General features: G+C 59.0%; 11 protein-coding genes. 7 read left to right on the top strand and 4 right to left on the bottom strand.

The window, feature by feature from the left end; all coding sequences use genetic code 11:
• Positions 1-65 precede the first annotated feature (65 nt).
• The 3 genes from ACA063_RS14270 to ACA063_RS14280 form a co-directional block, all read right to left on the bottom strand.
• Complete coding sequence (locus ACA063_RS14270) at positions 66-1,340, bottom strand: MFS transporter (protein ID WP_497666401.1); 1,275 nt, start codon at positions 1,338-1,340, stop codon at positions 66-68.
• A 59-nt stretch (positions 1,341-1,399) separates the two neighbouring features.
• Entirely contained in the window at positions 1,400-2,554 is a 1,155-nt protein-coding gene (locus ACA063_RS14275) for an acyl-CoA dehydrogenase family protein (protein ID WP_497457294.1), read from the bottom strand.
• Between the two features lie 61 nt (positions 2,555-2,615).
• On the bottom strand, positions 2,616-3,482 hold the full coding sequence (locus tag ACA063_RS14280; RefSeq protein ID WP_497666402.1) for an IclR family transcriptional regulator: 867 nt from the start codon (positions 3,480-3,482) through the stop codon (positions 2,616-2,618).
• 237 nt (positions 3,483-3,719) lie between these two features.
• On the opposite strand from ACA063_RS14280, the gene ACA063_RS14285 reads away from it, so the two are divergent.
• The 6 genes from ACA063_RS14285 to ACA063_RS14310 are packed head-to-tail and all read left to right on the top strand — an operon-like array spanning position 3,720 to position 10,298.
• Positions 3,720-4,505 (top strand): enoyl-CoA hydratase, encoded by a 786-nt coding sequence (locus ACA063_RS14285; RefSeq protein ID WP_462037436.1) that lies wholly within the window; start codon positions 3,720-3,722, stop codon positions 4,503-4,505.
• A gap of 3 nt (positions 4,506-4,508) precedes the next feature.
• Complete coding sequence (locus ACA063_RS14290) at positions 4,509-6,038, top strand: 3-hydroxyacyl-CoA dehydrogenase (RefSeq protein ID WP_497666403.1); 1,530 nt, start codon at positions 4,509-4,511, stop codon at positions 6,036-6,038.
• Between the two features lie 24 nt (positions 6,039-6,062).
• The gene (locus ACA063_RS14295) at positions 6,063-7,265 is read left to right on the top strand and encodes a 3-oxoadipyl-CoA thiolase (protein ID WP_497666404.1); all 1,203 of its coding nucleotides are present in this window, start codon (positions 6,063-6,065) and stop codon (positions 7,263-7,265) included.
• 24 nt (positions 7,266-7,289) lie between these two features.
• A complete protein-coding gene (locus tag ACA063_RS14300; RefSeq protein ID WP_497666405.1) occupies positions 7,290-8,528 on the top strand; it encodes a CaiB/BaiF CoA transferase family protein in 1,239 nt (412 codons plus the stop codon).
• A gap of 59 nt (positions 8,529-8,587) precedes the next feature.
• A complete protein-coding gene (locus ACA063_RS14305) occupies positions 8,588-9,352 on the top strand; it encodes an electron transfer flavoprotein subunit beta/FixA family protein (protein WP_497666406.1) in 765 nt (254 codons plus the stop codon).
• A gap of 16 nt (positions 9,353-9,368) precedes the next feature.
• Entirely contained in the window at positions 9,369-10,298 is a 930-nt protein-coding gene (locus tag ACA063_RS14310; protein ID WP_497666407.1) for an electron transfer flavoprotein subunit alpha/FixB family protein, read from the top strand.
• Between the two features lie 50 nt (positions 10,299-10,348).
• Here ACA063_RS14310 and ACA063_RS14315 read toward each other — a convergent pair whose 3' ends face one another.
• A complete protein-coding gene (locus tag ACA063_RS14315) occupies positions 10,349-12,217 on the bottom strand; it encodes a sigma-54-dependent Fis family transcriptional regulator (protein WP_497666408.1) in 1,869 nt (622 codons plus the stop codon).
• 311 nt (positions 12,218-12,528) lie between these two features.
• Here ACA063_RS14315 and ACA063_RS14320 point away from each other — a divergent pair, with 311 nt between their 5' ends.
• Positions 12,529-13,329, top strand: coding sequence for an SDR family NAD(P)-dependent oxidoreductase (locus tag ACA063_RS14320; RefSeq protein WP_497666409.1), 801 nt, complete (start codon positions 12,529-12,531; stop codon positions 13,327-13,329).
• Positions 13,330-13,361 lie beyond the last annotated feature (32 nt).

The raw sequence follows: 13,361 nt of genomic DNA on the forward strand, positions 1-13,361 counted from the left end.
GTTTTTTTTGCCACTTGGGTACCACCCCATAAGCGCACCGCCAGGCTTTCAGGGACAACAAAGCGCTACTGCTTTTGAGGGTCGAACTGCTTATCCCTGATAAACAGCGCTGGAATCACGCCACAGATGAAGTAGGCCGCGCCCATGACCAGAAAACCCACACCTATCGAACCATGGGAGGCGAGAAAGCCGATAGCGGCCGGAGCAATGGCTGCCCCCAGACGCCCGATATTGTAGGCACCGCCCACGGCAGATCCACGAAATTTGGCTTCGAAGCTTTCGGTCATGTACGTGGCGTTCACGCCGTAGGGAATACCGTACAAAAAGCCGAACACCACCAGCATCCAGAGTATGTTTTCCTGGCTTTGGAACAGCACGATCACTGGCAGAAACACCGCCGTTCCCAGTGCGCCAAAGGCGAATACGCTTCTACGTCCAACGCGGTCGGCAGCCATGCCAGCGAGAATTTTGCCGAGGATCATGGCGGTATAAGTGCCTACCATGTAACCGGTCATGGACTTTAGGTTCATGCCCAGCTCACTCTCCAGGTAGGTTGGCAACCAGTTGTTCACGCCGTAGTAGCCGAACTGCAAGAAACCGGCAGTCAGCGCCCAGCAGAAAAACATCCGGCGCGCCAGGGGATCGCTGAAAACCTGCTTGTACATGCTGTCACGCTTCACCACTGACCCCTGACGGATTCCCGCGAGTTTTTCTTTGGCTCGCTCGGCCTGGGCGTTGATCCAGGCCTGTGGTTCCGGTACGAAACGTTGCATCACAAGAGCAAGGATCACCGGGATGATCGCGATGTAGAAAAGCCAGCGCCAGCCGTGGATCGGCAAGATCCAGCCAGCCAGCAAGGTCGCGACAATGTAGCCCACAGACCAACCGGCCTGGAGGGTGCCAAGCACCGTGGTGCGATATCGGGTTGGGACGTACTCGGACATCAAGGTGTTGCACGCTACGTAAAGCGCGCCGATGCCCAATGAAGCCAGAAAGCGGACGGTCGCGAACTGCCAATAGCTGTGCGTCAGGCCCAGGGCGGCAGTGCCTATGGAAAACAGCAAAATGCTCCAGACCACGGTTTTCACTCGGCCGAATCTGTCGCACGCCCAGCCACCGTAGATTCCGCCGATCGCCATCCCGGCTAAGGTGAAACTGCCCAGGCTGCCGGCCTCTACGTTGGTGAGGCCAAACTCAGCCTTCAGGCTATTGAGGCTATACGACAGCAGCATCAAATCGGCGCCGTCGATTAATAAGCCGAGAAAACAAAAAATAAACACCAATACCCAAGTACTGGTCTTGGCGTGCGCAGTCGCGCTTGCCTGAGCAGCGGTGTGCATAAAATCACCTTTATTGTATTTATTGGAGTGGAGCTGGCGTAGGGGGGAGGGCGTTTGCCTTAGCCTTGAGCGTCGCGAATCATGTTTCGCGCAATCACAATCTGTTGGATCTGGGTGGTGCCTTCATAGATGCGGAACAGGCGCACATCCCGGTAGAAGCGCTCAATGGCGTATTCGCTGACGTAGCCGGCGCCGCCATGGATCTGCACGCAGCGATCGGCAACGCGCCCGCACATTTCCGTAGCGAACATCTTGGCGCAGGAGGCTTCGGTGCTCACGTTATGGCCATCATCGCGCTTGCGGGCAGCATCCAGGACCATGCAGCGGCTGGCGTAGATTTCCGCTTTGCTGTCGGCCAGCATCGCCTGGATCAGTTGGAATTCGGCGATGGGTTTGCCAAATTGTTTGCGTTCCAGCGCATAGCGCAGGGCATCATCGAGCATTCTCTCGGCTGCACCCACGCTCAAGGCCGCAATGTGCAGGCGGCCTTTGTCGAGGACTTTCATGGCGGTCTTGAAGCCCACGCCTTCGACGCCGCCGATCAATTGGCTGGCCGGCACGCGAGCGTTTTCAAAGATGACGTCACAGGTGTGTGCGCCTTTGTGGCCCATCTTGTGGTCGGGCTTGCCCAAGGACACACCGGGTGTACCGCGCTCGACGATAAACGCGCTGATACCGCCAGCGCCCTTTATTTCGGTGCTCGTACGAGCCATTACGGTATAGATGCCGGCATGGGGCGCGTTGGTGATGAAACGCTTGGTGCCATTAAGGATGTAACTGTCGCCATCCCGCACGGCACTGGTCTTGAGCGATGCGGCATCAGAGCCGGCATCGGGTTCAGTCAGGCAGAAGGAGCTGAGCAGCTCGCCACTGGCAAGCTTGGGCAGGTACTGCTGTTTCTGCTCTTCAGTGCCATCCAGGAGAATACCGATGGAGCCAATCCCGTTGTTGGTGCCGATATAGGAGCGAAATGCCGGGGATGTACGCCCCAGCTCGAAGGCGATATTCACCTCTTCCTCCATCGTCACGCCCAGCCCGCCAAACTCTTCCGGCAGCGTCAGGCCGAACAGCCCCATGGCCTGCATTTGCTCGACGATGTCCTGGGGAATCGCGTCGGTGTCAGCCACCTCATTTTCGCGAGGAATCAGCACTTCGCCGACAAATTGGCGAAGGGAGTCCAGCAGGATTTGCAGGGTTTCGGTATCACGGATCATGTGCGCTCCTAACGCTCGCAGGCGAGCGGTGCTTTTATCAGGGCGCCGTTACTCCGTTGCGTCAGCGAGCAGCGGCACCAATGTTGTTAACCATATTGATCAGGCGAGGCCCGATATCGTCCATCAGTCGTTCACGCGGCAGCTGAAAACTCGGCCCGCCGCAGTTGAAGGTCAGCAACCCGTACTGCGGATGCAGCAGCGGTACCGCCACCGAGTTCACGTCGCGATGCCACTCGCCGATCGACAAGCAAAAGCCATAGTCGGCGTAATCCCTGAATGCTCGGTCCAGCCCCTTGCGAATGGTTGGCCAGTGCTCCGATTCACGCTGGCGGATGTGGTCAAGCAAAAACTCCCGCTCGGTTTCGGGCATTGCCGCCAGGCAAGCGCGGCCTACCGAACTCTGTGCCAGTGGCAAGTAACTGCCGGTCTGGCGGCGCATGGTCATGTTGCCCTGACCCTGAACCACATCCAGATACACCATCTGCAGGCGATCGCGGGATGCCATGGCGACGGCCGCTTGCGCATGGTTGGCGAGCTCCTCCATCAACGGATGGGCCACCGTGCGAATCGCCAGGTTCGACAGCATGGCGTAGCCAAAACCCAGCACCCCGACATCCAACTGATACTTGCCGGAATGCACTTCACGTTTGAGGCAACCCAGGCGCATCAATGTATTGGTCAGACGCGTCACAGTCGGCTTGGGCAGGCCCGTCATGCGTGCCAGCTCTTGATTACCCAACACGTTGTCGCGTGGAGTAAAGCAGCGCATCAATTCCAGCCCGCGTGCCAGCGCCGTTACGAACTGGCCGCTGTTTTCGTCGTCGCTCAATGCGCTGGCGGGGTCGAGCATGCCCATCTTCAGTAACCCGATTTCCTCCGCTCCCGTTGTCGTGTCGGCGGCCTGTTGATCTGCCTTGATGCGAGCCATGGTAGAACTCCAATTTAAAAAAATGCAAGAAAATAAAACGCGGTTTCGTCTAGCGAAATTGTATGCGCTGGCGTTTTAAAAACCAAGTGCCTTGTGTAGAGCGATCAATGGCTAGTGTTTGCTGGGGATAAAGCAGTTTTTTGTTTTTTCTGTTTACAGGCCTTTGAAAGAATCCCTATGATTGATTGCAATTACGGAATCCAGTTTCGCCTGACGAAACTGCAATAAGAGGCTGATATGAACTCCCATCCAGAGCCTGTCGTGCATCTGCACATTCAAGACGATGCGGTCGCTGTCGTGCGCATTGAACGGCCCGAAGTCAAGAACGCACTTAACAGCGCCGTTCGCGAACAACTGGCCGATATCTTTCGCGCCTTGGCCGGCAATGGCAGCGTGCGGTCAATTGTTCTCACCGGCGGTGAGCAGTGCTTCGTTGCAGGAGCCGACATCCGCGAATTTGCTCAGGCCAGCCCTGTCGAGATGTATCTACGCCACACGGAACTCCTGTGGGACGCCATTGCTCGCTGCCCCAAACCGATCATCGCCGCAGTGAATGGGTTCGCCCTGGGCGGCGGCTGCGAACTGGCGATGCACTGCGACATTATTGTGGCGGGCCAATCGGCACGCTTCGGCCAACCCGAGGTGAAGCTAGGCCTTATGCCGGGAGCCGGTGGCACTCAACGGTTGATCCGCGCTGTCGGTAAATTCCAGGCGATGCGAATTGCACTGACAGGATGCCTGGTGCCCGCGCCGGAGGCACTCGCCATGGGCATGGTCAGCGAAGTGGTCAGTGATGAGCGCACATTGCCCCGGGCACTCGAGCTGGCAGCGCAAATAGCCGCGTTGCCGCCTCTGGCAGTCGCGCAGATCAAAGAAGTCATGCTGCTCGGTGCCGACCTGCCTCTGGACAGCGCATTGGCATTAGAACGCAAGGCGTTCCAGTTGCTGTTTGATTCCAGGGATCAAAAGGAAGGCGCCAATGCGTTCCTTGAAAAACGCCAAGCTATCTTCTCTGGAGAGTGACCCATGACACGTGAAATAAAACGAATGGCTGTCGTGGGCGCGGGCGTCATGGGAACGGGTATTGCCCAGATTGCGGCTCAGGCCGGCGTTGAGGTCATGCTATTCGACAACCGTGAAGGCGCCGCGCAGATCGCTCGCGAAAACCTGCAACAGACCCTGGACAAGTTGGTGGCCAAAGGAAAAATTTCGGCCAGTGATGCCCACGCAACCCTTGAACGTCTGCGTGTTGCCAGCGCATTGACTGATCTCAGCGACGTTGACGTAGTGGTGGAAGCCATCATTGAACGCCTCGATGCCAAGCAAGCCTTGCTCGCCCAGCTTGAGGCCGTTGTTCGCGACGATTGCATTCTTGCCACCAATACTTCCTCGCTATCAGTCACCAGCATCGCTCGCGAGTGCCGCAAGCCTGAACGTGTGGCGGGGTTTCACTTTTTCAACCCGGTGCCACTGATGAAAGTGGTGGAGGTCATTGATGGCCTGGCCAGTGATCCTCGCGTCGGTGACAGTCTGCAGGCATTGGCTGCGCGGATGGGGCACTGCGGGATTCGGGCCAAGGACACTCCCGGCTTCATCATTAATCACGCGGGGCGCGCTTACAGCACCGAAGCCTTGCAGATACTCAAGGAAGGCGTCGCTGAGCCGGCCGAGATCGATCGCATTCTGCGCGAAGGCCTGGGTTTTCGCATGGGGCCGCTGGAGCTGTTCGACCTGACGGCACTGGATGTTTCCCACCCAGTGATCGAATCTATTTATAACCAGTTCTACCAGGAACCCCGTTATCGGCCCGCCGCGCTGACCCGCCAAATGCTTGAGGCCGGCTATGTAGGGCGTAAGGTTGGACGCGGTTTTTATCGCTATGCCAACGGCCAAATGGTCGACGCGCCGCATCCCCAGTCCGTGCCCGTCGTGGAGGCTATGCCACCGGTGTGGCTGGGTACCGAAAACGATGCCGACCGTGCCAGCCTCGGCGCATTGCTGGAACAACTGGGCGCCCAGGTAGAACAGGGCGGCACTCCTTCCGAAGCTGCTCTTTGCCTGTTGGCGCCCTATGGTGTGGACGCAACACGCGCGGCGCAACGTTTTAGCGTAGACCCGACGCGCACGGTATGTATTGACCCGCTGCTGGATTGCACCCGCTACCGCACGCTTATGCTCACACCGGCAACTCGCACCGATATGTGCCAAGCCGCTCATGCGCTGTTGGCTCGTGACGGTGTGGGCGTCAGCGTGATCAATGACAGTGTCGGCTTCGTCGCTCAGCGAGTGCTGGCGCTGATCATCAACCTGGCGGGCGATATCGTCCAGCAGCGCATTGCCAGCGTTGAAGATCTGGATGAAGGCGTACGCCGTGGGCTGGGTTACCCGCAGGGCCCGCTGGCCTGGGGCGACAGTGTCGGCGCTCAGCGCGTGCTGACCATCCTCGAACGCATGACCGAACTGACCGGTGACCCACGTTATCGCCCCGGCCCTTGGCTGCGCCGTCGCGCGGCGCTCGGCCTATCGCTGCGCCACCCGGAACCGACACTGACCTGACCTTTCAACGCTTAGGAAACTGCCATGCTCGATGCTTATATTTTTGCGGGGTTACGTACGCCTTTCGGTCGCCATGCGGGCGCACTCGCGCCGGTACGGCCTGACGATCTTGCAGCCCATGTCATTCGCGAACTGCTTGCGCGTAATGCCATCCCTGGCGACGCTATCGAGGACGTCATCCTCGGCAATACCAATCAGGCCGGCGAGGACAGCCGCAATATCGCGCGTCACGCGGCAATGCTTGCCGGGTTGCCGGTCACTGTACCCGGGCAGACGGTCAACCGATTGTGCGCCAGCGGACTGGCTGCCGTGATTGATGCAGCCCGCGCAGTCACTTGTCACGAAGGTGAGCTGTTTGTAGCGGGCGGTGTAGAGAGCATGTCGCGCGCGCCCTTCGTCATGGCTAAGGCCGAGGCCGCCTACAGCCGAGATTTTACGGTGTACGACAGCACCATCGGCGCGCGTTTTCCGAATCCGAAAATTGTTGCGCAGTTTGGTAATGACACCATGCCGCAGACCGGCGACAACGTGGCGCAGGAATACGGCATCGACCGTGAGCAGGCTGACGTTTTCGCAGCCCGTTCGCAGGCCAAGTACGAAGCCGCGCGCGAAAGCGGGTTCTTTGACGATGAAATACTGGGTGTCAGCGTGCCCACTGGCCGTAAAACCCCGCCCAACCTTGTGGAGCACGACGAGCACCCGCGCCCGCAATCTGACCTCGCGGCCTTGAGTCGTCTGCGACCTCTGCACGAGGGTGGGGTGGTCACTGCCGGCAATGCGTCAGGTGTCAACGACGGCGCCGCAGCGCTGCTGATCGGCACGCGTGCCGCAGGCGAGCGGCATGGCTTGGTGCCCATGGTGCGTATCCTGTCGAGCGCGGCTGCAGGTGTCGCGCCTCGCATCATGGGTGTCGGCCCGGTCGAGGCCATTAATAAAGCGCTGGCACGGGCAGACCTGACGTTGGCGGACATGGACATTATTGAAATCAACGAAGCATTTGCCAGCCAGGTTCTGGGTTGCCTCAAAGGGCTCGGCGTGGCGTTCGACGATCCTCGTGTCAACCCCAATGGCGGCGCGATCGCGGTGGGCCATCCATTGGGCGCCTCCGGTGCGCGCCTGGCGCTCAGCACTGCGCGAGCGTTGCAGCGCAACGGCAAGCGTTATGCCGTGGTCAGTCTGTGTATCGGTGTTGGCCAAGGGCTGGCGATGGTGATCGAGCGTGTGTAATCGCTCAAGCAGAGGTGAAATGACATGGGTGCTTTGACTGGATACCGCGTACTCGACTTGAGCCGAGTGCTTGCAGGCCCTTGGTGTGGGCAAACGCTGGCCGACCTGGGTGCCGAAGTGATCAAGGTCGAACGGCCGGGCGTAGGCGACGATACCCGTGGTTGGGGGCCGCCATGGATGACAGGCCAGAGCGATGAGTTGACCTCTGAAGCGTCGTATTACCAATCCACTAATCGCGGCAAGTTATCGGTAGCGTTGAATCTGGCCAGCCCTGAAGGGCAGCAATTGGTGCGTGCGTTGGCGACCGATTGCGATGTGCTGATCGAAAACTACAAAGCCGGCTCCCTGGCCAAGTACGGGTTGGATTACGCCGCGTTGTCGCAGCTCAATCCGCGACTGGTGTATTGCTCCGTCACAGGCTTCGGGCAGACTGGCCCGCGCGCGACCGAACCAGGTTATGACTTCATCGTGCAGGGCATCGGCGGGCTGATGAGCATTACCGGCGAGCGCGATGACTTGCCCGGTGGCGGCCCGCAGAAGGTCGGCGTGGCCTTTTCCGATCTGATGACCGGCCTTTATTCTACAGTTGCCATACAGGCGGCGTTGCTCAGCCGGGAAAAAACCGGTGCAGGCCAGCACATCGATATGGCGCTGCTGGACGTGCAGGTTGCAACCTTGTGCAACCAGAGCCAGAACTACCTGGCCTCGGGCAAACCACCGGGGCGTTACGGCAATGCTCACGCCAATATCGTGCCTTACCAGGTGTTCCGTGCCAGCGACCAGGACTTCATCATCGCCTGCGGCAACGACTCGCAATTCGTCGCGCTATGTGACGCCATCGGGCTGGCGCACCTGCCTGCAGACCCTCGCTTTACACGTAACGCCGACCGTGTGGCCAATCGCGAAGCGATCATCGAGATCTTGTCACGGCACTTCCTTGAAGGGCGTGCACAGGAGTGGATTGACCTTGTCCATCCGCGTGGCGTGCCGATCGGTGCGATCAACAGCATCGCCCAGGCCCTGGATGAACCTCAGGTCAAGGCACGCAATATGCTGGTGAAGATTCCACACCCGCTGAAGGCGGACTTCGTGACAGTCGGCAGCCCGATCAAGATGTCCGGCACGCCGGTGGAATACTTGCGTCCGGCACCGATGCTTGGTGAGCACACGGATGAAGTGCTTAAGCGTCGACTGGGGCTGGATGACGAGCGTCTGGCGCAGTTGAAGGCCAGCGGCGTGATCGAGCAACTGGGCGAGCGCTGATCTTTCTCCCCGGTATGCCGGTGGCGTGTCGGGTTCAATATTTGGTTATGGAGTTATCCATGAAAGTCCTGGTAGCCATCAAGCGGGTGGTCGACTACAACGTGAAAGTTCGCGTCAAGGCGGACAATTCCGGGGTCGATCTGGCCAACGTAAAAATGTCGATGAACCCATTCTGCGAAATCGCAGTGGAAGAAGCCGTACGCCTGAAGGAACTCTCTATAAAAGAAGGTCGCGTTGCGACTGAAATCGTCGTGGTTTCCATCGGCCCGTCCACCGCTCAAGAGCAACTGCGCACCGCGCTGGCTCTGGGTGCCGACCGCGCCATTCTCGTCGAATCCGCCGAAGATCTGACGTCCCTGGCCGTTGCCAAGCTGCTCAAAGCTGTTGTCGACAAGGAACAGCCTCAGCTGGTGATCCTCGGCAAACAAGCCATCGACAGCGACAACAACCAGACTGGCCAGATGCTTGCGGCATTGAGCGGTTACGGTCAAGGCACGTTCGCGTCCAAAGTTGAAATCAGCGGCGACAGCGTTGCCGTGACTCGCGAAGTCGACGGCGGCGCGCAGACGGTTTCCCTGAAACTGCCGGCGATCGTCACCACCGACCTGCGTTTGAACGAGCCGCGTTATGCGTCCCTGCCAAACATCATGAAAGCCAAGAAGAAGCCTCTTGAAGTGCTGACTCCGGACGCTTTGGGCGTTTCCACCGCCTCCACCAACAAGACCGTGAAAGTCGAAGCGCCGGCTGCACGCAGCGCGGGTATCAAGGTCAAGTCGGTGGCTGAACTGGTCGAGAAACTGAAAAACGAAGCGAAGGTGCTTTGAGGTTAAGGAGCCACAAATGACTATCTTGGTTATTGCAGAACACGACAACAAAGTAGTAGCTCAGGCCACTCTGAACACCGTGGCTGCCGCCGCGAAAATCGGTGGTGACATCCACGTTCTGGTTGCTGGCCAAAACATTGGTGCCGTGGCTGAAGCCGCTGCAAAAATCACTGGCGTGGCTAAAGTGCTGGTAGCCGACAACGCTGCCTACGCTCACCAACTGCCGGAAAACGTTGCCCCTCTGGTAGCAGAGCTGGGCGCTGACTACAGCCACATCCTGGCTGCCGCGACCTCCAACGGCAAAAACATCCTGCCGCGCGTTGCCGCTGCACTGGATGTTGACCAGATCTCCGAGATCATCTCGGTAGAAAAGGCCGACACCTTCAAGCGTCCGATCTACGCCGGTAACGCCATCGCTACCGTTCAATCGAACGCTGCAGTGAAGGTAATCACCGTACGTGCCACCGGTTTCGACCCGGTGGCCGCTGAAGGCGGTTCGGCTTCGGTTGAAGCGGTTGCTGCTGCTCACGACGCTGGCATCTCCAGCTTCGTTGGTGAAGAACTGGCCAAGTCCGATCGTCCGGAACTCACCGCTGCCAAGATCGTCGTTTCCGGCGGTCGCGGCATGCAGAACGGCGACAACTTCAAACACCTGTACGCGCTGGCCGACAAGTTGGGCGCTGCCGTGGGTGCTTCCCGCGCCGCGGTCGACGCAGGTTTTGTGCCGAACGACATGCAGGTCGGTCAGACCGGCAAGATCGTTGCTCCACAGCTGTACATCGCCGTCGGTATCTCCGGCGCGATCCAGCACCTGGCTGGCATGAAAGACTCCAAAGTGATCGTTGCGATCAACAAGGACGAAGAAGCGCCGATCTTCCAGGTGGCCGATTACGGCCTGGTGGCGGACTTGTTCGAGGCCATCCCAGAGTTGGAAAAAGCCCTTTAAGCTCTAGATGACAACACCAGGCGTCCGGTACAGGCGACGCCTGGTGAATACTAATTGTAGGAGCCTTTGCCCGGCATTTTTATCCCGTGCAGATTAACCTTGCGATACAGGGTTGCACGCGAAATCCCCAGTTCCTGCGCTGCCAGTATCGGCTTCCAGCGGTTGCGCACCAGCGTATCGATCAAGGCCTGGCGTTCGGGACTTCCAGAGACGGTGTTCAGCCCTTTGGTTGGCGCACTCACGCTCAAGGTCGACGGCAGATCCTCCACCCCAATCACCTGGCTCTTGCACACTGCACAGGCGTAGCGCAGCACATGATGCAACTGCCGCATATTGCCGGGCCAACTGAAGTTCAAAAGCATTTCCAGCGCGGCTTCGCTCAATTGCAGTCGCTCACCAGAGCGTTTGCATTCTTCGTCCAGCAGCTTGGTGACCAGGGCCAATTTATCCCTGCGTTCGCGCAGCGGCGGAATATCAAAGCGCGCGCCGCTCAAGCGAAAGAACAGGTCTTCACGAAAGTCGCCGGTTTCGACCAATGTGGCGATGTCTCGGTGGCTGGCGCAGATGATCTCGATGTCGATCGACTGCGGTCGAGCGCCACCCAAGGGGGCCACCTCGCCCTCGCTCAAGACCCTGAGTAGACGTGTCTGTAAGGTAAGCGGCATATCGCCGATTTCATCCAGAAACAAAGTACCGCCGTCAGCCTGGATCAGAAGCCCGCGCATGCCTTTGCTGGACGCGCCCGTGAACGCGCCGGCGGCGTAGCCGAACAGTTCGCTCTCAATCAGGTTCTCGGGTATCGCCGCGCAGTTGATGGCGACGAAGGGCTTGTCGCGTCTTTTACTGGCCGCGTGCAGCTGCAATGCAAAATGCTCTTTGCCTGCGCCGGTTTCACCCTGCAGCAATACCGGGAGCCCTCGATCTTTCACCCGTACAGCCAGTTCCAGTGCGTGTGCGACTTTGGGGTCGAGTGCTGACGCCAGGCTGCCTTGCACGGGTACGCTGAGGGGGCGGCGGGGGACTTTGAGGCGCACGTGCAGCCCCATCGACGGTAAGTAGTGGATGCTGTCATCACCGGCTGCAGGCAATTGCGCAGTTAAAAAGGCCTCGTCGATATGCGCGGGGATCCTGCCACAGCGCTGCAACAACAGCCGTCGCGCGGCAGGGTTAAGCGCCGCGATCCGGCCATCACGGTCCCAGGCAAACAGGCACTGTGGCTGACTGTCGACGTAGCCGGGCAGGGGGTGTGCACGCAGCACCCATAGGTCTTGAGTGCTGTACATGAAGTAAGCATTTTCAATGTCGTTGGCACTCTGGATGACCATTTGCCGGATCAGATGCTGGCTGCGTCGATCATCGGGCGCGCGCACCGAAGAGACATCCAGCACCGCCAGGATCTCACCATTGGGGGCAAATACCGGCGCTGCCGAGCAGGTATTGCCGATGAACGCTGCGCGAAAATGGTCATGCTTGTGCACGGTGACTGGCAATTTGTCGATCAGCACGGCGCAGACAGCCGTAGTACCTTCTTCGCTTTCCGACCAGCAGGTACCCACGTCCATGCCAGAGCGTCGGTATTCGCTGCGCAGGGTTGATTCGATTCGGTAATCCACCGTGCAGCCAAGCGTGTCGGTAAGCATCACGCAGTAATCGGCATCACGCACACGGCTGTGCAGTCGCGAAATTTCGTCGGCAGCCAGGTGCAGGAAATCATCAACCCGCTCGCGGTGTTCGTTGAGCTGATGCGCCTCAAGAACCCTGGGGCCATGCATTGAGCCAGGGTCGAGATTGTAATACTGAACCGAGCGGCGCCAAGAGTCGAAGATGACATTCGGCACGGGCAAGGTCGGAGCCCGTTCGGCCGTGCGCAGCACGCGATTTACATGCTCGACATGAACCTTTGACAAGCCAGAGGACATGGTACCTCCGAAGATTGGATCTTATTTTTCTGTGAGGCCCATTAAAGGCGGTCTAACCGTCCCCTTCAAGCGGTATCGGCTGGCAGGTCCCGGTGAGACATAACATCTCATTGTTCGCAGCAGGACCTGAGGACAGGGAGACGTAATGTGTTAGATCGGCCGCGCGTGACACGCAGAATTCAAATCTAAAAACCCTCTATCCCGGACCTTTCAGCCTGGTTAGTCGATCTTGGCATTTGACTTGCTCTGACTGTTTCAGCGAGCCGCATGAGACGGCTGTTTCTCACAACAATAATGAACAGAGGCATCACATGAGCCAATTCAAAGCTGTCGATTTCTCCCTGGCAGGCAAAGTCGCCCTGGTGACGGGTGCCGGTCGAGGCATTGGCCAAGGCATCGCACTGAGCCTGGCCCACGCTGGCGCTGATCTGGTACTCGCCGACTACGACATCAATATCGCCGAAGAGGCGGCTGCCAATGTTCGCGAACTGGGTCGACGTGCGGTCGCCGTGCAAGTGGATGTCAGCCAGGCCGAAAGTGTTGCCAGCATGATCGAGCAAGTCAGGTCGGCGTTTGGCCGCTTGGACGTCGCCGTCAACAATGCGGGCGTAGTCAGCCTCGGCCGGGTCGATGAGTTAGCGGTCAGCGAGTGGGACCGCATCATGAATATCAATGCGCGTGGCGTCTTCTTGTGCTGCCAGGCCGAACTCAAGCTGATGCGCGAGCACAAGTTCGGCCGCATCATCAACCTGGCTTCGATTGCCGGCAAAGTCGGTTTCCCGGACCTCTCCCACTACAGCGCCTCCAAGTTCGCCGTGATCGGTTTTACCAACGCCTTTGCCAAGGAAGTTGCCCGCGAAGGCATCACGGTTAACGCCCTTTGCCCAGGTGTTGTGGGCACCGGCATGTGGCGCGGTGATGAGGGACTTTCCGCACGCTGGGCGCAACCGGGCGAAACCGAAGTGCAATCCTGGGAGCGGCATCAGTCCAGCCTGTTGCCCCAAGGGGAAGCGCAAACCGTGGAAGACATGGGCCAACTGGCGGTTTACCTGGCCTGTGCCCCCCATGTCACCGGCCAGGCAGTTGCCGTCGACGGCGGCTTCTCGCTTTAGTTGAAACCGCGGGCCTGCCCTGGCCCGTCAAG

The sequence above is a fragment of the Pseudomonas sp. LBUM1643 genome (assembly GCF_059716215.1).